The organism is Pseudoduganella sp. R-43 (genome assembly GCF_049913255.1).
Lineage (GTDB): Bacteria > Pseudomonadota > Gammaproteobacteria > Burkholderiales > Burkholderiaceae_D > Rugamonas.
Map to the genome: position 1 here is coordinate 6,643,189 of NZ_CP183988.1, position 22,445 is coordinate 6,665,633.

Consider the following 22,445-nt stretch of genomic DNA (forward strand, 5'->3'; position numbering starts at 1 on the left):
TTAAAAGGGGTACGTCCCCATTTATTTTATAAAGTAACCGGAGACGCGCCAGTTGCCGTCCGGCCCTTTCATCGGGGTCACGGTTTCCACGGCGCTGGCCTTGTTCTCGAATTGGGTGGCGAACTGCAGGACGAAGTAGTCGCCTGCCGGGGCGCCCGGCAAGCTGTGCGTGAACTGGGCACTGGCCAGGCGGCGCGACTTTACTGTTCCCAAGGGCATGCGCACATTGCGCAGCGCCTGCTCCCAGCCCGGCTTGCTGATCGCGCCTTTGAATGCCGGGGCTGCCTTGTCCCAGCTCGCACCGTAGCTGCCGGCATCGGTCAGCGCCAGCCATTCGCTGGCGGCGGTTTTGGCGGAATCGCCTGACGGTGCATCTTGCGCAAACACGGCGCCAGACAGCAATAAACCAGCAATCAGCAAAACCGCGCGCATCGTCGTTCTCCAACACTGTTGAGGATTGCCAATTTTACATGCAGGCGCGGGCGATCGTGGCGGCGAATTGACGCAGTTCAGGCACCGCAGTCGCCTCCCAGTAGCCGGCCCGCAGCCAGGGGCCGATGTAATACAGGCCTGGCGTCGGTTTGCCGTCTGCGCCAAGCACGGTGCAGCCGGCGCCGGTTTCCACGCCGAGTCCCAGCGCGTCGGCCTGCATCAGGCCATCGGCCAGGAGCTGTCGCACCAGAGGCATCGATGCGCGGCGCGGGCTGGCGCAGCTGCCGGTACAGTTGATGATGCGGGCGGCGCGCAGTTCGACGACTGCTTCGCTGCCGCGCGGCTGCACCGCCAGGACCGCCAGTTCCGCCTCGTCGCGGATGCCCATGACGCGTCCTGCCGACACGCGCAGCGCGCCGCGCTCCAGCGCCGCCGCCAACTCCTGCTGCACCATTGGCGGCAACTGGTGCCGGTGCACGTCCCAATACGGCCGCACATGGCGCAGGAAGCGGCGCCGCTCGACCGCGGGCCAGGCTTGCCAGATGCCCGCGGACTGGTGGCGCAAGGCTGCCAGCGCATCGTGCCAGTCCAGGCCCGCCGCTTCAAGGCGTTCCACCTGCCGCATGAAAGCATGCAAGGCCGCGCGAACGGTTGGCGCTTCGTCGCGCAGCAGAGGGCTGCCTGCCAGGTGGCCGCAAGGCGGCTTGCTGGGCTGCGGCAGCAGGCCATGGCGCGACAGCGCATGCACGCACTGCGAGGGATTGCGGCGCAGGAGCTGCAGCGCGATATCGACCGCCGTCAGGCCGCTGCCCAGCAGCAGCACCGGGTCGTGAACGCCAACGGTGGACAACAGGTCTGCGCGCCATGGATCCGGCACGTAATGCGCACTGTCGGCCAGCGTGCCGTGCGCCATTTCCGGCGGTGGCGCGGGAAGGTGTCCGAAGGCCAGCACCACCCGGTCCGCCTCGATCCGGCGGCCGTCTTCCAGCATCGCTTCCAGCCTGCCGCCAGTTTCGGTTTGCAAGCGGCATACGCTGCCGCTGATGCAATCGAGGCTGGCGTGGCGTGGCGCCTGGTCTTGCGCCTGGCGCAGTGCCCATTCCAGATAGTCGCCGTACACGCTGCGGGCGACGTAGGAACTCCCGGTCACGCGGCTGTCGCGCAGCGCCGCATAGCGCAGGAAGTGTTCCGGATCATCGGGCAGCACGCTCATTTTTGCCGCCACCACGTTGAGCAAATGCTGCTGGCTTTGCGTCCCGTATGCCATGCCGCGCGCCAGCCGTCCGCTGCGGTTCAACAACAGCAGGCGCAAAGGCTGGCGTCCCGCGAGGCGCAGCATCTGTATCGCGCACGCTACACCGGAAAAGCCTGCACCTACGATCAGCACGGTGCGCATGCTGCCCTCCTGCATCGCGTATATAGTCGCATCATGGACTCCTTGATCATATCGCGCCGCGAGCGCGAAGAAATGCATGGCCATCGCGGCGCGGTAGTCTGGTTCACCGGCCTGTCCGGCGCCGGCAAGACAACACTGGCCCGCGCCGTCGAACAGCGCCTGTTCCATGCCGGCTGCCAGGTCGTGCTGCTGGATGGCGACAGCCTGCGCCAGGGCTTGTGCGCCGACCTTGGCTTTTCTCCCGAAGACCGCAGCGAGAACCTGCGCCGAGCCGGCGAAACCGCCCGCCTGTTCGCCGAATCCGGCATCATCGTGCTGGCGGCCTTCATTTCGCCGCTGCGCGCCGACCGCGCCCGCGTGCGCGCCATGCAGGCCGGAGACGACTTCATCGAAGCATGGTGCAAATGCCCGCTGGAAGTCTGCGAACAGCGCGATGTCAAAGGACTGTACCGCCGCGCACGAGCCGGAGAGGTGAAACAGTTCACCGGCGTGTCCGCCCCTTACGAAGCGCCGCTGGCGCCCGAACTGTCGCTCGATACCGCGCGCGCGCCCCTGGCCGATTGCGTCGAGCTGGTACTGGCCGGGTTGCGCTCGCGCGGCGTGCTGCGCGCGCCGGGCAGCAGCTCGTCCAGCAGCTCCAGGCAGATGCGGGCAGCCTGGTCGCCCGCGTCCAGTTCCGCGTGCCAGGCCGATACCGACACGGCCACCAAGGGGTAGTCGCGCAGGCTGCGGAACAGCTCCGCCATCTCTTCCACGCGCGGTCCCGCCGGTACATGGTATTTGAGCGCTGGCATGCGCTGGGCTTCGTCCAGCACGTCGGTATCGAAATGCACGTAGAGGGTCTCGTGCGTCGACAGCTTGCCCAGCACCTGGTCCAGGGTGCAACGCACGATCGTCGATCGCTCCAATGCCACGTCTTCGCCAGGGTCAAGGTCGCGCGCATCGGACAGCAGCACCAGCTCTTCCGGGTAGGGACGCATGCCCACCGCTTCGCGCAACGCGGTGATGCTGTCGCGACGGTTCTGGCGCCGGTCCTGGCGGCCGACCAGCATGGCCAGCGGCATGCCGCCCAGGTATTGGGTGTGCGTGGTGGCCCAGGTGTGGAAGTCGCCGTGCGCGTCCAGCCACAGCATGCGTTGCGGTTCGCGGCCGGCACGCTGCAAGCCTGCCATCACGCCCATGGTCGAGACGCAGTCGCCGGAAATGCTGACCGGCAGGTCGCCGGCCGCGGCCGCCGCGGCGACCTGTTCGGCCAGCACGGCATACACGCGGCCCATGCTGCGCATCTGTTCATCCTTGTCCACCAGTTCGGTGGCCGTCGATTGCGGCGACTGCAGCACAGCCCAGGGCTGCGAGTCGAGCAACTGCACGCGCTGCAGGCCGTCGCGCCGCTTGCCCATCAAGTAAGGCACCAGCAGGCGGCGGATCATTGCCACTGCTCCGGCGCCGCGCCGTAGCCCAGCGCGTGCATCATGTCGGCCACTTCCGCGCGCCGCGCCAAAGGCAGCAACTGGCTGCTGCGCTTGCGCCAGCGGCCGGGCGCGGGGGCTTCGGTCGCCATCGTCACCGGCAGCTCGGGCGGCTGCGGCATCGGAGGCAGGCCAAGCCATTCGCAAGTCCGCTCCAGCACGCCCGCAGGGTCGGACAGGAAGGATTCGAAGCGCACCGGCAGCGCCGCCACGCCGCTATCGACAATATGGCGGTGGCAGGACAGCCACTGGTTCAGGCACACCTCCTCCAGCGGCGCATTGATAAAACTGCGCCAGTTCGGCGGCAGGTCGAATTTCCACCAGCGCTGGCCGCCCTCGCACTGTTCGGAATAGCCGTGGATGGCCAGCGTCACGCCGTGCTTTTGCATGTCGTGCGCATGGAAGCCGAGCGGCGACAGCCAGCCGTCGATCAAGCCGTTGACGCAGGCGGCAACGCTGCGGACCAGGTGCACATAGCGCACCTGCGCATGCGGGAACAGTTGTTCATAGAAGCCGTGGCGATAAGCGTCGGAAGGGGTCTTGAACAGCAATACCTTGCTGGCGGCATCATCTTCGGTGAAATGCCGGGCACGCATGGCGGGCGAAACAAAGGGCGGCTCTTCGATCTTGGCGGCCTCGTTGAATGGCCGCCGTTCGCCCGGTCCGCGACCGCCGTCGTAGTAATCGCGCCGCCACGGTTCGCGCCAGAACACGGCGCCCAGCACGGCATGCTGCAATTCGTGCTCGCCGGGCGCGTCGGTGCCCTGGCTGGGCAGCAGCGCCTCGTCGAGGGCACGCTCCATCTGGGCAAAGGCCAGCGGTTGCGCGAACAGCGCAGGGAACTGCAGCAGCAGGCGCTTGCGCCAGCGCGCTTTCAACTCCGGCAACGGCGCCATGCCGCCTTCGGGCACGGTCAGGCTGTCGAAGATCTCGTCGGCCAGCGCATCGGGATTGCGCAGGCGTGCGATGGCATCGCTGGTGCATGCTGGATCGTAGCCGAAGCCGTCGCCGCTCAAGGCAAGGAAGGGCTCCGCTTCGCCGTCAAGGCTGGCGATGCCGGGATGGCGCGCCAGCACCGCCTTGAACAGCGTCGACCCGGAACGCGAACTGGTGAGGATGACGGCGACACGCCTTACCTGCGCACGCCAAGGCGCATGCGGCACTGCCCGCAACTGGCGGATGGTGTCAATCAGCCCGTCCATGCCCTGCCACCGGCTTGATCAGGAAAGCAAAGAACTGGCGCTCCTGGTCGCGTTCGGCCGCGCTGCGCGCCATCAGCCGGATGCTGAAGCCGGCCTGTTTCGCCAGCCGCCGCACCTCGTCCACCGCGCCGAAATTCGAGTGCGCGAAGTAGATGCGCCCGCCCGGCTTCAGGTAGCGCGCCGCCTGCTCGAAGAACTGGGTATTGGTGCGGAAATCGGTATCCCACTGCGAGCGCGCCACCACGTCGGGCGCCGGCTTGTCGCGGAACGGCAGGTTGGCGGTGATGACGTCGAACTGTTCATCGCCCACATTCTCGAACAGGTCGGAACGGCGCACCTCCATCACCCCCTCGAATCCGTGCGCCTTCAGGTTGTGGCGCGCGCTTCGGATGGCAGCCGGATTGACGTCCAGCGCCAGCACGCGCGACGCGCCCTGGTAGCAGGCGAAGATCGCAATCACGCCCGAGCCGGTGCCCACATCGAGTACGCTCTCCCCCGGCTTGATGCGGAAATTGCGCACCAGCGGCTGGCTATCGAGGAAGGGCCAGAAAGTATTCGGATAGACGTGGAATTTCTTGCCAAGATAAGTGATGGTGCGCCCGCCCTCCGGTACAGCCTTGAAGGCCTTTTGACGCGTGGCTTGCCAGCGGTCGACTTGTTCTGGCGTGGGAAGTGCAGATGTTCGCATACCTGTCCCCTTGTCTGATGCTTGCCATGCTATCGAGTCTGCCAGGCAAGGGCAAGCACGGATGAACCCGTGCGCGCGAACTGTTGGAACCTTACATTGCTCCCGGTTTGAAAGTCGGGGTCAGGTCTGGCAATCCGCCATTTTGGCGGATTGCCAGACCTGACCCCGACTTTCATCAAGGCAGCCACGCGGCGATGGCGCGGCCGATGGCTTCGGAGTGGTCTTCCTGGATGTTGTGCGTGCCTTCGCCGAGTTCAACCAGCTTGCAGTTTGCAAACTTCTCGGCGTAGCGCTCGGCGACCGGACGTGGCGTCAGCACGCCGTTCGGGCTGAACAGGATCAGCTTCGGATATTGAGCCGTGGCCATGATTGCTTCGTTGCGTTCGATCAGCTGGTACACATCGGCCGGCTCCCCGGCAATCGGCATCATGCGCGGGAAAGCCAGCATCGGCTTGCGCGATGCGGGCGTCGGGAATGGCGCGCGGTAGGCATCCATCTCTTCCGCCGTCAGCGGGCGCAGCGCGCCTTTCGGCAGCATCTGCTCGATGAAGAGGTTCTGCTGCAGCACGAACTCTTCGCCGCTGCCCGGTGCGCGCATCAGCTTGAAGCGCTCGCGCGCCTGTTCGAGCGGGTGGAAGTCTTCCCATGTCGGGCTGGGACGCACGAACTCCATCAGGGCCACGCCGCGTACCTTGGCCGGGTAGCGCGCCGCCAGGTGGATGGCCAGCGCGCCGCCCCAGTCCTGGCCGACCAGCGTGAACTCCTCGATCTCCATCTGCTGCAGGAAGGCCTCGAGGTAGGCCGCGTGTTCGAGGAAGGTGTAGGCGATATCGGGCTTGCCGGAAGCGCCGAAGCCGATCAGGTCGGGCGCCAGGCACCAGGCTTTGACGGCCACGTGCGGCATGATGTCGCGCCAGATGAAGGAGTGCGTCGGGTTGCCGTGCAAGAAGATCACGGCGTGCTGGCTGCGTTTGCCGAGCTCGCGATAAGCGATGGTGGAATTCAGTACGGGGAGGTTCTGCATGAGGTCTCTCTCAGAAAAAAATGCCCACTCCAAAGAGTGGGCCAAGTCCAAAACTAGGGATGTCCTGAAAGAGACGGTTCCATCTTATGTTCGGGACTGGCCGCACTCTGTGCGTCAACTCACACAAGCCTTAAAAAGGCCATGGGGTCTCGGTCTGCTGCCATGCAGGCAGTTGCTGCACCCGTTCGAACCAGGCCAGCAAATGCTGGTATTGCTCGACTGGAATTTTGGCGCGGCTCACATACATCATGGGCGCTGCAACGGCGAAGTCGGCCAGCGTGAGCTTGCCGCCGCTCAGCCACTGGCGTGTGGCCAGGTGCTTGTCGAGCACTGCCGCGTGCTGGTGCACGAAGGTTTCGCCTTTCTTGATCTCGACCGGATCAGGGTCCTGGCCGGTGACGAACTTCTTCCACAGGTACTCCCAGGTCAGGATGCCAATCGCCGGTGCAAAGTGCTGGGCGGCGAAGAACATCCAGCGGTTGACGTCGGCGCGCTCTTTCAGGTCGCGCGGATAGACGTCGTTGGCGCCGGCCTTGTCAGCCAGGTACTGCATGATGGCGCAGGATTCCCACAGCAGGAAGCCATCGTCTTCCAGCACCGGCACTTTGCCGCAGATGTTCACCTCGCTCAGGCGCTTGCGGTCGGCTTCGCTGGCCAGGTCGATGAAGACTTCCTCCAGCTTGATGCCGAGCTGGCTAGCCGCCAGCAATACACGGCGGGCGTTGGAGGACAGTGGGTTGTGATAGAGGCGCATCGCTAATCTCCTTGGTGGTTTGATCGAATGCGCCTATCGTAACCAAGGTCCCCTGACAGTTCCTGTCAGGAGTCGTCCTTAATCGCGTTTTCTTCGCGCCAGACTTTGAGCAATTCGTGGCGCGGTGCAGGGTAGCGTTCTGCAAGTGCTTCGGCGTGCGCGATGCGGTCGATGCGGAAGTGGCGGTTGGCCTTGCGCATCTCGCACCAGGCGGCAAGGATGCGGCGTCCTTCGAAAAAAGCCAGCGCAAATGGCCACACCGTGCGCTCGGACGAAGCACCGTTTTCGTCCTTGTATTGGATGCGCATCTTGTGATGGCGACGGATTGCTTCGCGCGCGGGCTGCACGAATTCATCGTGCTCCGGCGTGTCGCGCATCAGCGGCACCCACAGGCTGGTGTCGGCCATGTCGTCGCGCAGGTCTTTCGGCGTGGCGGTGGCGATCTTGGCCAGCGCGTTGGCTGCGGCTTGCGCCAGCGCCGGGTCGCCCTGGCGGCGCACCCAGCGCGCGCCCAGCACCAGCGCTTCCAGTTCGTCCGTGTCGAACATCAGCGGCGGCAGGAAGAAGCCGCTGCGCAGCAGATAGCCAAGGCCGGCCGAGCCTTCCACCGGCGCGCCGAGTTCGGCCAGGGTTTGCATGTCGCGGTAAATCGTGCGTTCGGATACACCCAGCTTTTCCGCCAGTGCGGCCGCAGTCACCGGACGGCGGCTGCCGCGCATGGCATCCATGAGCTGGAACAGGCGGCCGGTACGGCTCATTGCTGCTCCCCATTTTACGAGGCGTGCAGCTTAACATAGTTATAATCTGGGAATGAGCAAGAACCTCCCTACCAAGAACCCTGCCACCAAAAGCCGCGCACTCGGCAAAGTCACCCTGTCGGATGTCGCCGCCCTCGCCGGCGTCGCCCCCATGACGGCGTCGCGCGCCATCAATCAACCGGAGCTGGTGTCCTCTGTCCTGCGCGAGCGCGTGGAGAAGGCGGTGCAAGATCTCGGCTATGTTCCGAACCGCGCAGCACGCGCCCTGGCCTCGGCGCAGTCGAGGGTCATCGTGGTGCTGGTGCCATCGCTGGCAAACACGGTGTTCACCGCGGTGCTGGCGGGCGTGCAGGATGCGCTTGACCCGTGCAACTATCAGATCCTGATCGGTAACACGCGCTATTCGGATGCGGAAGAAGAGAAGCTGCTGGCGACTTATATGCAGTCGAACCCGGACGGTATCCTGCTGTGCGGACTGACGCACAGCCCGCGCGTGCAGCAGATGCTGGCCACTTCGCGCGTGCCTGTGGTGTCGATGATGGACCTGTCCTCGGAACCGGGCGCAATGTCGGTCGGCTTCTCGCAGGAGGATGCCGGCTACACCATCACGCGCTACCTGATCGAGAAGGGCCGCAAGCGCATCGGCTACATGGCCGCCCAGCTCGACGAACGTACCCTGAAGCGCGGCGATGGCTACCGCAAGGCCATGGAGGAAGCCGGCCTGGCCGACCCGATGCTGGAGCTGATGTGCCCGGACCCGTCCACCATCGCCCTGGGCGCTGAGCTGCTGGGCCGCATGCTGGCCAATATGCCGGGCCTGGACGCGATCTTCTGCTGCAACGACGACCTGGCGCACGGCGCCATCTTCCAGTGCCAGCGGCGCGGCATCAAGGTGCCGGAGCAGCTGGCGATCTGCGGCTTCAACGACCTGCCGGCTTCTGCCTGGATGAAGCCTTCGGTCACCACGGTCGGCACGCCGCGCTACCAGACGGGTTTTGAGGCCGCCAACCTGCTGCTGGCGACCATCCGCGGCAACGACGTGCCGGCGCGCCGCATCGACCTTGGCTTCACGCTGATGGCACGCGAGAGCGCATAACGACATCAGTGCAAATAAAAAAAGCAGCCTCACGGCTGCTTTTTTTTTCGAGCGCGGTTGTTTAAACCACGGCGCCGTCGGTCTCGTCTTTTTCCTTGATCGGCTTGATCAGGTCTTCGCGCTTCACGCCCAGCCACATGGCCACGGCAGCAGCAACGAACACGGAAGAGTAAATACCGAAGCAGATACCGATGGTCAGCGCAATCGCGAAGTAGTGCAGGGTCGGACCGCCCAGGAACAGCATCGACAGCACCATCATCTGGGTGCAACCGTGGGTGATGATGGTACGCGAGATGGTGGAGGTGATCGCGTTGTCGATCACCTCATGCACGGACATCTTGCGCTGCTTGCGGAAGTTCTCGCGAATCCGGTCGAAGATAACCACCGATTCGTTGACGGAGTAACCCAGCACCGCCAGCACGGCGGCCAGCACGGTCAGCGAGAATTCCCATTGGAAGAAGGCGAAGAAGCCCAGGATGATCACCACGTCGTGCAAGTTCGCGACGATGGCGGCCACTGCGAATTTCCATTCGAAGCGGATGGCCAGGTAGATCATCACGCCAACCACCACCATGATCAGGGCGTTCAGGCCGTTCTGCGCCAGCTCATCGCCGACCTGCGGGCCGACGAATTCAACCTTCTGCAGCGACACGCCTTCGGAACCGTCGGCATGGATACAGGCGCTCTTCATTTCATGGGCGCCCTTGTCGGTCACCTTGTCGACCGACTTGACGCTGCCCTGCTCGGCCTTGCACAGCTCGCCGAACACCTTGGCAGCGGTATCGGCAGCGGTGGTGCCTGCAACGTTCGGCAGGCGGATCAAGGCATCGCGCGCCGTGTCGATGCTCGACACCTCAGGATGGTAGCCCAGGCCATTCAGGGTCTCGCGCACCTTTTCCAGGTTGGCTGCCTGCGCGTACTTCACTTCCATCACGGTGCCGCCGGTGAACTCCACCGAGAAGTGCAGGCCCTTGGTGGCCAGGAAGAACACTGCTGCCACGAAGGTCAGCGCCGAAATCACGTTGAAGACCAACGCGTGGCGCATGAACGGGATGTCTTTACGGATGCGGAAAAATTCCATCTCTATTCCTTAGTTCGCAGGTTTCCAGACGGTGCCGATCGACAGCGACTGCAGTTTCTTCTTACGGCCGTACCACAGGTTCACCACGCCGCGCGAAACGAAGACTGCGGAGAACATCGAGGTCAGGATGCCCAGGCTGTGCACCACGGCGAAGCCGCGCACCGCACCGGAACCGAACACCAGCAGCGCGATACCAACGATCAGGGTGGTCACGTTGGAGTCCAGGATGGTGTGCCAGGCGTGCTCGAAGCCGGCGGCAATCGCCGACTGCGGGTTGGCGCCATTGCGCAGCTCTTCGCGGATACGCTCGTTGATCAGCACGTTGGCGTCAATTGCCATGCCCAGCGCCAGCGCGATTGCCGCGATACCCGGCAGGGTCAGCGTGGCTTGCAGGCGGGACAGCACAGCGATCAGCAGCAGCAGGTTCACTGCCAGCGCCAGCACGCTGAAGGCGCCGAACATCATGTAGTAGATGATCATGAAGACCGCGATGGCGGCAAAGCCGTACATCGTGGAGTGGAAGCCCTTGGCGATGTTTTCAGCGCCCAGTGCAGGACCCACGGTACGCTGCTCGATCACTTCCATCGGAGCGTACAGGGCGCCGGCGCGCAGCAGCAGCGCCAGTTCGGCGGAGTTCTCCGCGCTGCCCATGCCGGTGATCTGGAAGCGGCTACCCAGTTCGCTCTGGATGGTCGCCACGGACAGCACTTCGGCCTTCTTCTTCTCGAACAGCACGATGGCCATCTTCTTGCCGACGCGGTCGCGGGTTGCGTCGCGCATCTTGCGGCCACCGTCGCCGTTCAGGTCGATGCTGACGGCAGGCTGCTGGTTCTGGTCGAAAGTGGCGGTTGCGCTGGAGATGTAATCGCCGGTCAGCACCACGTCCTTGGACAGCACGACAGGCACACCTTTGCCGACGGTGTACAGCTCCGAGTTGTACGGAATGGCAGCGTTCAGCTCAGTGCCAGGGGTGACGGTTTCGTCGACCATGCGCACTTCCAGAGTGGCGGTACGGCCGATGATGTCTTTCGCGTGTGCGGCATCCTGCACGCCCGGCAGCTGCACCACGATGCGGTCAGGGCCTTGCTGCTGGATCACCGGCTCGGAGACGCCCAGTTCATTCACGCGCTTGCCCAGGGTGGCAATATTCTGCTGCACGCCGTTGTCCAGGGTGGCTTTCAGGGCAGCCGGCTTCAGGGTCACGACCAGGCGCAGTTCGTCGCCTTCGGTGGCGTCAACCACGTCCATATCCGGCTGCTGGTCCTTGATGATGCCCTTGGCCTGCTGGCGCAGTGCGTCGTCGCGGAACTTGACGATGATGGTGTCGTTCACGCGATCGATGCCGGCGTGGCGCACGTTCTTCTCGCGCAGCTGGTTCTTGATGGCAGCCTGGGTACCCTGGATACGCTTGGTGACCGCAGCCTTGGTGTCAACCTGCATCAGGAAGTGCACGCCGCCGCGCAGGTCCAGCCCCAGGTACATTGGCAGTGCGCCTACAGCGCGCATCCAGTCCGGGGTATTCGACACCAGGTTGACGGTGACGATATAGGTCGGGTCGTTCGGGTCCGGGTTGAGGCCTTTTTCAAGCGCCAGCCGGCCTTTGAACTGGGCGTCGGTGTCGGAGAAGCGCGCGCGCACGTAGGTGTGCATGCCGGCGCCGTCCAGCGCTACGCCGTCATTCTTGACGTTGGCTTGTTTCAGGAGCGTGTCCACCTGGGTCGCCAGGGCATTGGTGACCTTGACGGTGGCCTTGGCGCTGGTGATCTGCAGTGCAGGTGTCTGGCCGAAGTAGTTAGGCGCCGTGTACAGGGCGCCAAGCAGCACCACCACGACGATAAGGATGTATTTCCAGATTGGATAACGATTCATAGTCTTCAGCATTGCTATAACAAAACGGGCGGCACTGGCCGCCCGCGCCGGTTATCACAGGCTCTTCAGGGTGCCTTTCGGCAGCTGGGAGGAGATGGCGTGCTTCTGCACCCAGACTTCGGTGCCCTGCGACACTTCGATAGCCACGTTCTGGTCGTTCACCTTGGTCACTTTGCCCATGATGCCGCCGATGGTCACCACTTCGTCGCCCTTGGCGAGGGCTTCCATCATGGCTTTCTGCTCTTTCGCGCGCTTCTGTTGCGGACGAATCATCAGGAAGTACATCACCACAAACATCAGGATCAGTGGTGCGAAGGTGGTCAGGCTGCCCATGGCGCCGGCATCGGCTGCGGTTTGGGCGTATGCGTTGGAAATGAACACGGGGACTCCAGATTCTAGTTAGGTAAAACTTATTGGGTAAAAATCAAGCGGTGTATTCTAGCACCCGCCACGCTGCCGACCTACATAAGGGCGGCTTGCCGTTTTTTAAATACCACGCGCGCGATCTGCGTGGAATTGCTGCACCCAGTCCGGGAAACGGTCGGCGTCGAGCGCGTCGCGCATCTGCTGCATGATGTCCAGGTAATAATGCAGGTTGTGGATGGTGTTCAGGCGCGCGCCCAGGATCTCCTGCGCACGGTGCAGGTGGTGCAAGTAGGCCCGGCTGAAGTTGCGGCAGGTGTAGCAGGAGCAGGTCGGGTCGAGCGGTTCCTTGTCATCCTTATAACGAGCATTCTTGATCTTGACGTCGCCGAAGCGGGTGAAGATCCAGCCGTTGCGGGCATTCCGGGTCGGCATCACGCAGTCGAACATGTCGACGCCGTTGGCCACGCCGTTCACCAGGTCTTCCGGGGTGCCGACGCCCATCAGGTAGTGCGGCTTGTTCTCAGGCAGGCGCGGGCCGACGTGCTGCAGGATGCGCATCATGTCTTCTTTTGGCTCGCCGACGGACAAGCCGCCGATGGCCAGGCCCGGGAAGTCGATTTCCTGGAGGCCTGCCAGCGATTCGTCGCGCAGGTTTTCGTACATGCCGCCCTGGACGATGCCAAACAGTGCGTTCGGGTTCTCGCCAGCCTTGAACTCATTCATCGAGCGTTGGGCCCAGCGCAGGGACATGCGCATCGACTTCGCCGCTTCTTCCAGCGTGGCAGGACGGCCATCGATTTCGTACGGGGTGCATTCGTCGAACTGCATCACGATGTCGGAATTCAGCACGCGCTGGATCTGCATCGAGATTTCCGGCGACAGGAACAGCTTGTCGCCGTTGATCGGCGAATTGAAGGTCACGCCTTCCTCGGTGATCTTGCGCATTTCGCCCAGGGAGAACACCTGGAAGCCGCCGGAGTCGGTCAGGATCGGCTTGTCCCAGCCCATGAAGCCGTGCAGGCCGCCGAACTTGGACATCACGTCGTTACCGGGGCGCAGCCACAGGTGAAAGGTGTTGCCGAGGATGATCTGGGCGCCGATTTCCTTCAGCTCCAGCGGCGACATGGCCTTGACGGAGCCGTAGGTACCGACCGGCATGAAGATCGGGGTCTGCACCTCGCCGTGATTGAGCTTGACCGTGCCGCGGCGGGCGTGGGTCTTGCCGGTGGTGTCTTTTTTGATGAGTTTAAATTCCAGCATCGGTATTCCTTATGCTCTGTTGTGCGTCGTCAGCAGCATGGCGTCGCCATAGCTGAAGAAGCGGTATTCGTTCGCGATCGCGTGCTGGTAGGCATGGCGGATCTCGGTAAAGCCTGCGAAAGCGCTGACCAGCATCAGCAGGGTCGATTTCGGCAGGTGGAAGTTGGTGATCAGCCGCGTCACCGTCTTGAATTGGTAGCCCGGGGTGATGAACAGGCTGGTGTCGCCGCTGCCCGCTTCCAGGCTGCCGCCTTGGGAGGCCGACTCCAGCGCGCGCAGCGAGGTCGTGCCCACCGCCACCACGTCGCGGCCGGCGGCGCGCGCTTCACGCACGGCGTCCACGGTTTCCTGCGGCATGGTGTACCACTCGGTATGCATCTTGTGCTCGGCCAGGTTTTCGGTGCGTACCGGCTGGAAGGTCCCGGCGCCCACGTGCAGGGTGACGTAGGCGAATTTCATGCCCTTGGCACGCAGCTTGTCGAGCAGCGCTTCATCGAAATGCAGGCCGGCGGTCGGCGCCGCCACGGCACCCGGCACCTTGTTGAACACCGTCTGGTAGCGCGTTTCATCCACTTCGCCCGGCGCGTGTTCAATGTAGGGCGGCAGCGGCAGGCGGCCATATTGCTCGATCAGGTCGAACACATCTGCTTCGAAATGCAGGGTATAGAACTCGCCGGCGCGCTCGCCGACGGTGACATCGAAGGCATCGGCCAGGCGGATCTTCACGCCGGGACCGGGCGACTTCGAGGCGCGCACCTGGGCCAGCACGGTGCGGGTGTCCAGCACGCGCTCAACCAGCGCCTCCACCTTGCCGCCGCTGTCCTTGACGCCGAAGAAACGGGCCTTCAGCACGCGGGTGTTGTTCATCACCAGCAGGTCGCCAGCCTGGAGCTGGTCGACGATGTCGGTGAACTGGCGGTCGTGCAGGATCTTGCCGTCCACGTGCAGGAGGCGCGACGCGCTGCGGTCCGGCAGAGGAAATTGCGCAATTCGCTCTGGCGGCAAGTTAAAATCGAAGTCGGATAACGAGTACATTGACGGACTACTAAAACTGTTGGGCAACCCTCTATTTTACGACACCTGCCCAAAATTCACGCAAAAATGCCGGAAACGAAGCCGCCTGCCAAAAAAAAACCTGCCGCCACCGCCGAGAGCAAGCTTGCCAAGCTTGGCCTGCGCACGGACATGGACCTGGTGCTGCACCTCCCCATGCGCTATGAGGACGAGACGGAAGTCCTGACGATCCGCGAAGCCTGCATGCGCGGCGGCGAGGTAGCGCAGGTGGAAGGCGTTGTCACGTCGAACGAAATCGCCTACAAGCCGCGCCGCCAGCTGCTGGTCCATATCGCGGACGAGACGGGCGACATCCAGCTGCGCTTCATGAACTTCTACGGCAGCCAGGTCAAGCAATTGGCGGAAGGCACCCGCGTGCGGGCGCGCGGTGAAGTGCGGCATGGCTTCTTCGGCGCCGAGATGGTGCACCCTACCTACAAGATCGTGAACGAGGGCGCGCCGCTGCCGACTTCCCTGACACCGGTCTACCCTTCCGGCGAAGGCCTGTCGCAACTGGTGCTGCGCCGCGCGATTGCAGACGCCATGAAGCGCGTGGACTGGACCGACACCCTGCCGCCGGAAATCCTCAAGGCCATGCGCCTGCATCCGCTCGAGTCGGCCGTGCGCACCTTGCATTACCCGCCGGCCGAGATCGATGAGAATGCCCTGATCGATCGCAGCCACCCGGCCTGGACGCGCGTGAAGTTCGACGAACTGCTGGCACAACAGCTCTCGCTGAAACGCGCGCAGCGCGCACGCCGCGCCAAGGGCGCCGCGGTACTGGGCAAGGCCGGCTCGCTGTCGTCGGCCTTTGAAGCCTCGCTGCCGTTCAAGCTGACGAAAGCCCAGCAGCGCGTGCTGAAGGAAATCCGCGCCGACATCAAGCAGCCCTACCCGATGCAGCGCCTGTTGCAGGGCGACGTCGGCAGCGGCAAGACCATCGTGGCCGCGCTGTCGGCGGCGCAGGCGATCGACAGCGGCTACCAGGCCGCCCTGATGGCGCCGACCGAGATCCTGGCCGACCAGCATTTCCGCAAGATCGCCGCGTGGCTGGAACCGCTGGGCGTGAAGGTCGCTTGGCTGACCGGCAGCCTGAAAAAGAAAGAGAAGGAAGCCGCTTACGCGCTGGTGGAATCGGGCGAGGCGCAACTGGTGATCGGCACGCATGCCATCATCCAGGACACGGTGCAGTTCGCAAAACTCGGCCTGGTGATCGTGGACGAGCAGCACCGCTTTGGCGTCGGCCAGCGCCTGACCCTGCGCAACAAGGGCAATGGCGACAACGTGCCGCACCAGTTGATGATGTCCGCTACGCCGATCCCGCGCACGCTGGCCATGACCTACTATGCCGATCTCGAGGTATCGGTAATCGATGAGCTGCCGCCCGGCCGCACTCCGATCGTCACCGCCGTGGTCGACCAGAACCGGCGCGATGAGGTGATCGCCCGCGTGCATGCCGCCGCGCTGGAAGGCCGCCAGGCTTACTGGGTCTGCCCGCTGATCGAAGAATCGGAAGCGCTGCAGCTCCAGACGGCAACCGAAACCTACGAGACCCTCGCAGCCGCCCTGCCCGACCTGCGCGTCGGCCTGGTGCACGGCCGCTTGAAGCCAGCTGAAAAGGCGGAGGTGATGGACGCATTCGCCGCCGGCGACATCCATGTCCTGGTCGCGACGACCGTGATCGAGGTCGGCGTCGACGTGCCGAATTCCTCCTTGATGGTGATCGAGCACGCCGAACGCTTCGGCCTCTCGCAACTGCACCAGCTGCGCGGCCGCGTGGGCCGCGGTTCAGCGGCATCGGTCTGCCTGCTGCTTTACCAAAGCCCGCTCGGCCCGATCGCCAAGCAGCGCCTGATGACGATGCGCGAAACCACTGATGGCTTTGAGATCGCGCGCCGCGACCTGGAAATCCGCGGCCCCGGCGAATTCCTGGGCTCGCGCCAATCCGGCCAGGCCATGCTGCGCTTCGCCGACCTGGAGACCGACGGCTGGCTGGTCGACCAGGCGCGCGACGTGGCGCACGCCCTGCTGCATGAGGCGACGCCCGCCAACAAGGCCACGGTGGAAGCCCACCTGGAACGCTGGCTGGGCGGCAGGGAAGAATTCCTGAAAGTCTGACGAAACGTGCGCCCGGCACCTGGGCCTGCTGATAAATTCTCCACGCGCTTCAAGCGAGGAGTGAATATGCTGATGAAATCGATCTGCGGCATCCTGCTGGCCGCATCAACGACATTAGTGCAGGCCGAGCCGGCCCGCTGGGACTTTACCTGGGGCGGATTTTACGACTATATGCAAAACCGCTTCATCGACACTTTGGTCCACGGTTCATTCGAGGGTATCGATGCAAACGGCAATGCAATCCTGGAGGCATCCGAGCTGACGACCTTCAGGGTAGACGGCCGCGAACTGCTTGGCTGCACTACCCTGGCACCTTCCCCGTGCGGCGTCAGCGCATTCTCCTATGCTTTCAACGGCGACCTGTCATTCCGCGCCAACCATATTTCGTACACGGACTACGGCGGCTCGGACTGGTACTGGTCAGAAGTGCGATACGACACCGGCAGCGGCGTGGCCTTCATCACCCGTGCGCAGCAGCACTATGAGGAGAGCGGCTGGATGACCACACCGCAAACCTTGCTGACAATGTCGCCGGTACCGGAACCACACACCTACATCATGCTTGGAGCGGGCTTGCTGCTGTTGCCGCTGCTTGCCGGGCGCCGCAACTGGCCGGGTCAGCGTTCGAAGATGCAGCCGACGTAGTCCTGCACGACAACCTGCATGCGATCGGTATTTCCGATCTGCCCTGGGAATCGCGCTGCCGTCTGGTTCGCGCAAAGGTCGCCGCGCTTGCGGATCCGGTCGATGCATTCGGCTTCGGACAGGCCGTACTTATTCCGCGCGCAGGACCTTTCCAGTTTGCTGCCCATGTCCTTCAACATGCTGACGTCGGCGCCAGATACCTGCAGCACTGTATTCGCGACCGCTTCGCCGGAGCCCGCTTGTTGTTCGTCCTCGACGACTTGTACTTCTTCCGTCTCGGCAGCTTGCTGGCGATGCTTGACCGCTGTGTTCAAGCCCCATCCCAGCACAACCAGGACGGCCACTTTGGCTACCAGGCCAAGGTTCCAGCTGTGCTTGACCGGGACGGGTTCCGGCGCTGCCCGCATGCGCTCGCGCAGGCGCGGATCCGGCATCGCTTGCGCCGGACTGACTGCCTTGGAATAGCAAACCCCGCAAGCAGGGCACTGCCACTCCGGATTGGTCGCGTCCTGGGGACGCACATGATCACACTTCGGGCAAATGACTTGCTTATCCATGGGCTTCCAATCAGTTGCTGCCGGTCGGCGTGGCGACCAGGGATTCAACTTCCGCGGTCAGGGAGATAATGCGGGGCACGCCATCAACCAGCGCGATCTCGGCCTTCTGCTTGCTGAGCGACTCCATGCGCTCTCCCGGCAGCAGCACGACTTCTTTCGCGACGTCGCGCGCGGTGGCGCTGTGGCCATTGGCGGCCAACGATACCTCGCGCTTGCTGACCTCATAAGTCGACTGCAGCTGAACTTTCCACAAGCCTTCCAGCATGGCCTTGTACTCGTCCACGCTCATGCGCGAAAGGCCGCCGCCCCGGCCCGGCATGGAGACCATGATCATCGCGTTGGGCGCGAAATTGGCCATCAGGCGGTCGGAATCGTGGCGCTGGACCGAAGTTTCCACGTTTCCCATCACCGAGAGCACTTCGGCCTCGGTCAGCCGTTTGCCACTGCAGGCAGCAGTGGCGGCAAGCACCGTGATAATTGTTGCAATCTTTTTCATATACGCAATGATACATTATGTGACACGTGTCGCATAAACTCCTTGCCTTCGCGCGACACATGTCGCAGAATGCCGTCATACGTCACAAGGAGCTCCCATGGCCATTCCATCCATTACCGAATTAACGCTGCTCAAGGCACTTTGGAAACAGCATCCGCTCAGCGCCCGTGAAATCCATGACCGCGTGGAGGAAGAACTGGCCTGGTCCTTCTCTTCCACCCGCAAGACCCTGGAACGCATGCTGGAGAAAGGCATGATCAGCCAGCATTCCGCCCATGGCATGAACGTATACGCGCCAGTGGCCGAAAAGGTTGAAACGCTGGCGGAATTTGCCCACGATTTCAGCCATCGTGTGATGGAAATGAACGCGCCCCTGCCGGTGAACATGTTTACCGGCTCCAGGTTGGTCAACCAGCATGAGTTGAAAGAGCTGGAGCAACTGCTCAGCGAATGGCCGGAAGACAAGGAGTAAATAATGTTCGCCCTGGTATTCCTGCAGGCGAGCATCGCCAGCCTGCTGACTGGCGCCGGCGCCTGGCTGTTGCTGCATGCCGCCGCGCGCGCCTGGCCCGGACTTGAGGCGAGGCGGACACCGTGGCTGCTGGCCGCCGCCGCCATCGCCGGCACCCTGGCGCTCGGCCTGCTTCCCTCGGCCGTCCGGCCGAGCATCGTTCCCGCCATCGAGCTGCCCGGAGTGCGCGCCGCCGCCAATGCCGGTCCCGGCCACGCCCCTGCCGGCGTGCTGGCCACCGACCAGGGCGCAGCCGGCAACGATGCCGGCTTCGACGACGGCGATGCCGCATTGATCGCGCCATCCCCCGCCCTGCTCTGGCTTGGCTATTCCTGGCTGGCCCTGTACACCGCCGGACTTGCAGCAACAGCAGCAAAATGGCTGCGCGCCAAGCGTCACCTGGACGCGCTGTTGGCCGCCTCGACGCGTCTTGACTGTGCAGCCCTTGCCGCCCATGCAGGCTTTGAATCCCTGCACCGCAACCTGCCGGAAGTGCGCGAAATCGAAGCCCCGATCGGCCCCATGCTGGCGGGCCTCGCGCGCCCAGTCCTGCTGCTGCCGCGCCACCTGCGCGACTTCGACCCGGCACAACAACGCCTGGTGATAGAACACGAACTCACCCACCTCGCCCGCCGCGACCCGCTTTGGATGCACGCCAGCTTCCTGCTGCAAGCGATCCAGTGGTTCAACCCGATGGTGGCCCGGCTTGGCAAGCGGCTGGCCTGGGCGCAGGAACTGGGTTGCGACCGCAACGTACTGCAGGGTCTTCCTCCCGCACAGCGCCGTCACTACGCCGCAGCCCTGGTGACGCAAATGCGCACGCAAGCCTTGCCCGACCATGGCACTGCCCTGGCCTTCGGTAGCCGCACGGTCGATGCCGTCGCCGCCCGCATCCGCATGATCCGCGACGGCGTGCCCGCCATGCCGCGCGCCGTCAACTCCGCCCTGAGCTACGCCGCCCTGCCTGCCGTGCTGGCCGCCAGCGTCTTGCTGCAGCCGGCGCTGGCCTGGCGCCTCGACGATGCCGCCCCGGCAGCCCAGCCAGCGCCTGCCGCAGCTGCGCAGCCTGCCGGCCTGCCGCATTGGCAAGCCCCCATGGAAAGCATGCGTGTCAGCGCGTTCTTCGGCATCCTGCACGCTCCCACGGGCCGGCTGCACAGAGGCATGGATTTCGCAGTCCCGACCGGCACACGTATCGTGGCGCCCGCGGAGGGCGTGGTCATCGCCTCGACCAATCGCTACGCGGGCGAGAACAAGTGGGGCGAACTGATCGTCATCGAACACGCGAACGGCCTGCGGTCCTTGTACGCCCACATGGACAAGCGCATGGTCAGGCTGGGCGAACGCGTCGCCACCGGCCAGCAAATCGGCACTTCCGGCGCCAGCGGCAAAGCCACCGGTCCTCACCTGCATATGGAAGTCAGCCTCGATGGCGATAACATCGACCCGCAAGCCGTGCTAGGCAAGCTCGAAGGCAACGCCACCAGGACCGCGCTGCGACGCCTGAAGGCAAGCCGCGCCAGCTAATCCACCCCGCCGCCACTGAGCACATGCCGCGCGCTGCCCTGCAGTGGCGGCGCTCGTCCCAAGGAAACGCGATGTATAAGATTTTCATGCTTGCCGCCGCGCTGGCAAGCCAGGCCGCATCCGCACAACAGGTCATCGAGATCAAAAGCGCAAAGCTCGACCAGCGCAAGGAAGACACGGCCAGCACCGTCGTCCTGAGCCGCGAGGAGCTGGCCGCGCATGGCGACCGCACCGTGGCCGACGCCTTGCGCCGCCTGCCCGGCATTACCATCAGCGACAGCGCCGGCATTCGCATGCGCGGCCTTGGCAAGGGCTATACGCAAATCCTGCTGAACGGCCAGCCCGCGCCCAATGGTTTCTCGCTTGACAGCCTGCCGCCGGAAGTGATCGAACGGGTCGAAGTGCTGCGCAGCGCGTCCGCCGTGCTGGGCACGCAAGGCATCGCCGGCACCATCAACATCGTGCTGCGCAAATCCGTCAGCCGCGGCAACCGGGAAATACAGCTCGGGATGGACAGCCTGCGCGGCGCATGGTCGCCGCGCCTCGCCGTGCAATCCACCGGCAAGGCGGATGGCTGGTCGCATAACGTCAGCGCCGTACTGTCGCGCAGCAGCACGCCTGCCGACCGCAGCATCACCGACAGCGCACCCGGCATGCTGCGCACCATCCGTTCACACGAGCACAACGTCGGCGACTCGCTCAACCTCATTTCGCGCCTGGGCTGGACCAGCGCCGGTGGCGACAGCTTCGCCCTGCAAACCATCGCCACCGTGAACCGCCGCGACATCGGCTACCACTCGCAAGAGGCGGTGCAGCTTGGCGCATCGGGCGACTTTGCGCAGGTGCAAAGCCGCTTCCGCATGCGCGGCCATTTCCTGCGCAGCGAGCTGGCATGGCAACGCAGCCTGGCCAGCGGTGCGCAATGGGAGCTCAAGATAGGCGGCAACACCGCGCCGCGCGATACCGATTTCGATTTCGTCGGCTTGCCGCTGGCCGGCCCTGGCCCGACCGTGCGCCATGTTGACGGCGACATCCGTGAACACGGCTTTAACTACGGCGGCAAGTATTCCCACCCACTCGGCAACGGGCATGCGCTGGTGGCAGGCTGGGACGGTTCCGCTCTCGATCGCATGCAGACACGCATCGAGCATGAATACAACCATGCTGGCGCGCTCAACTTCCTGCGCGACGACCGCTACGATGGCCGCATCGGGCGCCTGGCGGCTTTCGCGCAGGATGAATGGAAGCGCGATGCGGACTCCTGGTCTGCCGGCCTGCGCTGGGAAACCATGCACACCGAAGCCCACGACCGCAACACGGCGCCGGTGCGCCAGCGCAGCACCGTCGTCAGCCCCGTGCTGGAATGGATGCGCAAGCTTCCCGGCGACAGCCAGTTGCGCGCCGGCGCCAGCCGCAGCTACAAGGCGCCCAATATGCTCGACCTGATCCCGCGCCGCTTCACCTCGGACAATAACAACAGCCCGACCAACCCCGACACCCAAGGCAATCCTTCCTTGCGCCCCGAGCTGGCGTGGGGCCTCGATGCCGGCATCGACTACTACTTCGCCAAGGACAGCCTGCTCAGCGCCAGCATCTACGCGCGCGATATCGACAACGTGATCCTGCCCACGCTGTACCGCGACGGCGACCGCTGGATCAGCATGCCGGCCAACCATGGCGGCGCGCGCGTGCACGGTCTCACGCTGGAGTTGCGCAGCCCGCTCACGGCTTCGCTCTCCATGCGCGCCAACGCCAGCTTCAACCGCTCGCGCCTCGACAGCGTGCCCGGTCCCGACAATCGGCTCGCGGCACAAACCCCGCTGAGCGGCAGCGCCGCCCTCAGCTACCGGCGCGGCGCGCTCACGCTCGATGCCGAGTTCTCCTGCGAAGCCGGCGGCCCAAGCCGCGATTCGGCCAGCTTCGTGTCCAGCGCCCCCTGGCAGCGCAAGCTGGACCTGCGCGCCAGCTGGAAACTGTCGCCGCGCCAGGAACTCCGCCTGGCCCTGTCCGACGCGCTGCATCCCGACCGCGCCAGCAGCGACCGTTACGAAGGCCTTGCCTGGCGCCAGACCACGATCAGCACGCGCGGCGGCACGACCTTGCGGCTGAACTACAAGCAGAACCTCAACTAACGAAAGAAATA

The 22,445-nt window shown here is 64.2% G+C and carries 21 protein-coding genes and 1 pseudogene; 7 read left to right on the forward strand and 15 right to left on the reverse strand.

The features are described from left to right. Window positions 1-21: 21 nt before the first annotated feature. Together ACN9M3_RS30360 and ACN9M3_RS30365 are read right to left on the reverse strand one after the other, a co-directional pair. A complete protein-coding gene (locus ACN9M3_RS30360; RefSeq protein ID WP_426165928.1) occupies window positions 22-432 on the reverse strand; it encodes a DUF4019 domain-containing protein in 411 nt (136 codons plus the stop codon). 34 nt (window positions 433-466) lie between these two features. After that, entirely contained in the window at window positions 467-1,828 is a 1,362-nt protein-coding gene (locus ACN9M3_RS30365) for an FAD/NAD(P)-binding protein (RefSeq protein ID WP_426319585.1), read from the reverse strand. A gap of 72 nt (window positions 1,829-1,900) precedes the next feature. Between ACN9M3_RS30365 and cysC the strand changes: the two are divergent. After that, window positions 1,901-2,377, forward strand: a pseudogene (gene cysC, locus ACN9M3_RS30370) (adenylyl-sulfate kinase); the annotation flags it as partial. Here the strand turns inward: cysC and ACN9M3_RS30375 are convergent. The 6 genes from ACN9M3_RS30375 to ACN9M3_RS30400 all read right to left on the reverse strand — a co-directional run bounded on the left by ACN9M3_RS30375 (window position 2,329) and on the right by ACN9M3_RS30400 (window position 7,723). Continuing rightward, window positions 2,329-3,258, reverse strand: a complete 930-nt coding sequence (locus ACN9M3_RS30375; RefSeq protein ID WP_426165933.1) for an arginase family protein — start codon at window positions 3,256-3,258, stop codon at window positions 2,329-2,331. The pseudogene cysC and the gene ACN9M3_RS30375 sit on opposite strands and share 49 nt — an antisense overlap. After that, entirely contained in the window at window positions 3,255-4,499 is a 1,245-nt protein-coding gene (locus tag ACN9M3_RS30380; RefSeq protein WP_426165936.1) for a hypothetical protein, read from the reverse strand. Before ACN9M3_RS30380 ends, ACN9M3_RS30375 begins: the two co-directional genes overlap by 4 nt. Beyond that, window positions 4,483-5,187: a methyltransferase gene (locus ACN9M3_RS30385; RefSeq protein WP_426165939.1), complete on the reverse strand. Its 705-nt coding sequence runs from the start codon at window positions 5,185-5,187 to the stop codon at window positions 4,483-4,485. Before ACN9M3_RS30385 ends, ACN9M3_RS30380 begins: the two co-directional genes overlap by 17 nt. Before the next feature lie 175 nt (window positions 5,188-5,362). Further along, a complete protein-coding gene (locus ACN9M3_RS30390) occupies window positions 5,363-6,211 on the reverse strand; it encodes a haloalkane dehalogenase (RefSeq protein WP_426319586.1) in 849 nt (282 codons plus the stop codon). 130 nt (window positions 6,212-6,341) lie between these two features. Beyond that, the gene (locus ACN9M3_RS30395) at window positions 6,342-6,965 is read right to left on the reverse strand and encodes a glutathione S-transferase family protein (protein ID WP_426165944.1); all 624 of its coding nucleotides are present in this window, start codon (window positions 6,963-6,965) and stop codon (window positions 6,342-6,344) included. Between the two features lie 65 nt (window positions 6,966-7,030). Continuing rightward, window positions 7,031-7,723: a helix-turn-helix transcriptional regulator gene (locus tag ACN9M3_RS30400; protein ID WP_426319587.1), complete on the reverse strand. Its 693-nt coding sequence runs from the start codon at window positions 7,721-7,723 to the stop codon at window positions 7,031-7,033. Window positions 7,724-7,775: 52 nt separating this feature from the next. Here ACN9M3_RS30400 and ACN9M3_RS30405 point away from each other — a divergent pair, with 52 nt between their 5' ends. Beyond that, window positions 7,776-8,819, forward strand: coding sequence for a LacI family DNA-binding transcriptional regulator (locus ACN9M3_RS30405; RefSeq protein WP_426165949.1), 1,044 nt, complete (start codon window positions 7,776-7,778; stop codon window positions 8,817-8,819). Between the two features lie 61 nt (window positions 8,820-8,880). On the opposite strand, the gene secF is transcribed toward ACN9M3_RS30405, so the two are convergent. From secF to queA, 5 genes are all read right to left on the reverse strand, one after another. Beyond that, a complete protein-coding gene (gene secF, locus ACN9M3_RS30410) occupies window positions 8,881-9,900 on the reverse strand; it encodes a protein translocase subunit SecF (RefSeq protein WP_426165952.1) in 1,020 nt (339 codons plus the stop codon). 9 nt (window positions 9,901-9,909) lie between these two features. Next, a complete protein-coding gene (gene secD / locus ACN9M3_RS30415) occupies window positions 9,910-11,769 on the reverse strand; it encodes a protein translocase subunit SecD (RefSeq protein ID WP_426319588.1) in 1,860 nt (619 codons plus the stop codon). Window positions 11,770-11,823: 54 nt separating this feature from the next. Continuing rightward, window positions 11,824-12,150, reverse strand: coding sequence for a preprotein translocase subunit YajC (gene yajC, locus ACN9M3_RS30420; RefSeq protein ID WP_090445410.1), 327 nt, complete (start codon window positions 12,148-12,150; stop codon window positions 11,824-11,826). 105 nt (window positions 12,151-12,255) lie between these two features. Further along, on the reverse strand, window positions 12,256-13,395 hold the full coding sequence (gene tgt, locus ACN9M3_RS30425) for a tRNA guanosine(34) transglycosylase Tgt (RefSeq protein ID WP_057262553.1): 1,140 nt from the start codon (window positions 13,393-13,395) through the stop codon (window positions 12,256-12,258). A gap of 9 nt (window positions 13,396-13,404) precedes the next feature. Continuing rightward, complete coding sequence (gene queA, locus ACN9M3_RS30430) at window positions 13,405-14,430, reverse strand: tRNA preQ1(34) S-adenosylmethionine ribosyltransferase-isomerase QueA (protein WP_426319589.1); 1,026 nt, start codon at window positions 14,428-14,430, stop codon at window positions 13,405-13,407. A 66-nt stretch (window positions 14,431-14,496) separates the two neighbouring features. Between queA and recG the strand changes: the two genes are divergently transcribed. Together recG and ACN9M3_RS30440 are read left to right on the forward strand one after the other, a co-directional pair. After that, window positions 14,497-16,566, forward strand: coding sequence for an ATP-dependent DNA helicase RecG (gene recG, locus ACN9M3_RS30435; protein WP_426319590.1), 2,070 nt, complete (start codon window positions 14,497-14,499; stop codon window positions 16,564-16,566). A 66-nt stretch (window positions 16,567-16,632) separates the two neighbouring features. Next, complete coding sequence (locus ACN9M3_RS30440; RefSeq protein ID WP_426319591.1) at window positions 16,633-17,211, forward strand: PEP-CTERM sorting domain-containing protein; 579 nt, start codon at window positions 16,633-16,635, stop codon at window positions 17,209-17,211. Here the strand turns inward: ACN9M3_RS30440 and ACN9M3_RS30445 are convergent. Both ACN9M3_RS30445 and ACN9M3_RS30450 read right to left on the reverse strand, forming a co-directional pair. Beyond that, window positions 17,184-17,768, reverse strand: coding sequence for a hypothetical protein (locus tag ACN9M3_RS30445; protein WP_426319592.1), 585 nt, complete (start codon window positions 17,766-17,768; stop codon window positions 17,184-17,186). The genes ACN9M3_RS30440 and ACN9M3_RS30445 overlap by 28 nt on opposite strands. A gap of 10 nt (window positions 17,769-17,778) precedes the next feature. Beyond that, the gene (locus ACN9M3_RS30450; RefSeq protein WP_426319593.1) at window positions 17,779-18,264 is read right to left on the reverse strand and encodes a hypothetical protein; all 486 of its coding nucleotides are present in this window, start codon (window positions 18,262-18,264) and stop codon (window positions 17,779-17,781) included. A 97-nt stretch (window positions 18,265-18,361) separates the two neighbouring features. On the opposite strand from ACN9M3_RS30450, the gene ACN9M3_RS30455 reads away from it, so the two are divergent. The 3 genes from ACN9M3_RS30455 (at window position 18,362) to ACN9M3_RS30465 (ending at window position 22,434) form a co-directional block, all read left to right on the forward strand. Then, the gene (locus tag ACN9M3_RS30455) at window positions 18,362-18,736 is read left to right on the forward strand and encodes a BlaI/MecI/CopY family transcriptional regulator (protein WP_426319594.1); all 375 of its coding nucleotides are present in this window, start codon (window positions 18,362-18,364) and stop codon (window positions 18,734-18,736) included. A gap of 3 nt (window positions 18,737-18,739) precedes the next feature. Then, the gene (locus ACN9M3_RS30460; RefSeq protein WP_426319595.1) at window positions 18,740-20,302 is read left to right on the forward strand and encodes a M23/M56 family metallopeptidase; all 1,563 of its coding nucleotides are present in this window, start codon (window positions 18,740-18,742) and stop codon (window positions 20,300-20,302) included. A gap of 71 nt (window positions 20,303-20,373) precedes the next feature. Then, entirely contained in the window at window positions 20,374-22,434 is a 2,061-nt protein-coding gene (locus tag ACN9M3_RS30465) for a TonB-dependent receptor plug domain-containing protein (RefSeq protein WP_426319597.1), read from the forward strand. Window positions 22,435-22,445 lie beyond the last annotated feature (11 nt).

Coding starts and splice junctions, on each gene's coding strand:
- ACN9M3_RS30360 (WP_426165928.1), bottom strand. CDS start 432: ATGCGCGCGGTTTTGCTGATTGCTGGTTTATTGCTGTCTGGCGCCGTG.
- ACN9M3_RS30365 (WP_426319585.1), bottom strand. CDS start 1,828: ATGCGCACCGTGCTGATCGTAGGTGCAGGCTTTTCCGGTGTAGCGTGC.
- ACN9M3_RS30375 (WP_426165933.1), bottom strand. CDS start 3,258: ATGATCCGCCGCCTGCTGGTGCCTTACTTGATGGGCAAGCGGCGCGAC.
- ACN9M3_RS30380 (WP_426165936.1), bottom strand. CDS start 4,499: ATGGACGGGCTGATTGACACCATCCGCCAGTTGCGGGCAGTGCCGCAT.
- ACN9M3_RS30385 (WP_426165939.1), bottom strand. CDS start 5,187: ATGCGAACATCTGCACTTCCCACGCCAGAACAAGTCGACCGCTGGCAA.
- ACN9M3_RS30390 (WP_426319586.1), bottom strand. CDS start 6,211: ATGCAGAACCTCCCCGTACTGAATTCCACCATCGCTTATCGCGAGCTC.
- ACN9M3_RS30395 (WP_426165944.1), bottom strand. CDS start 6,965: ATGCGCCTCTATCACAACCCACTGTCCTCCAACGCCCGCCGTGTATTG.
- ACN9M3_RS30400 (WP_426319587.1), bottom strand. CDS start 7,723: ATGAGCCGTACCGGCCGCCTGTTCCAGCTCATGGATGCCATGCGCGGC.
- ACN9M3_RS30405 (WP_426165949.1), top strand. CDS start 7,776: ATGAGCAAGAACCTCCCTACCAAGAACCCTGCCACCAAAAGCCGCGCA.
- secF (WP_426165952.1), bottom strand. CDS start 9,900: ATGGAATTTTTCCGCATCCGTAAAGACATCCCGTTCATGCGCCACGCG.
- secD (WP_426319588.1), bottom strand. CDS start 11,769: ATGAATCGTTATCCAATCTGGAAATACATCCTTATCGTCGTGGTGGTG.
- tgt (WP_057262553.1), bottom strand. CDS start 13,395: ATGCTGGAATTTAAACTCATCAAAAAAGACACCACCGGCAAGACCCAC.
- queA (WP_426319589.1), bottom strand. CDS start 14,430: ATGTACTCGTTATCCGACTTCGATTTTAACTTGCCGCCAGAGCGAATT.
- recG (WP_426319590.1), top strand. CDS start 14,497: ATGCCGGAAACGAAGCCGCCTGCCAAAAAAAAACCTGCCGCCACCGCC.
- ACN9M3_RS30440 (WP_426319591.1), top strand. CDS start 16,633: ATGCTGATGAAATCGATCTGCGGCATCCTGCTGGCCGCATCAACGACA.
- ACN9M3_RS30445 (WP_426319592.1), bottom strand. CDS start 17,768: ATGGATAAGCAAGTCATTTGCCCGAAGTGTGATCATGTGCGTCCCCAG.
- ACN9M3_RS30450 (WP_426319593.1), bottom strand. CDS start 18,264: ATGAAAAAGATTGCAACAATTATCACGGTGCTTGCCGCCACTGCTGCC.
- ACN9M3_RS30455 (WP_426319594.1), top strand. CDS start 18,362: ATGGCCATTCCATCCATTACCGAATTAACGCTGCTCAAGGCACTTTGG.
- ACN9M3_RS30460 (WP_426319595.1), top strand. CDS start 18,740: ATGTTCGCCCTGGTATTCCTGCAGGCGAGCATCGCCAGCCTGCTGACT.
- ACN9M3_RS30465 (WP_426319597.1), top strand. CDS start 20,374: ATGTATAAGATTTTCATGCTTGCCGCCGCGCTGGCAAGCCAGGCCGCA.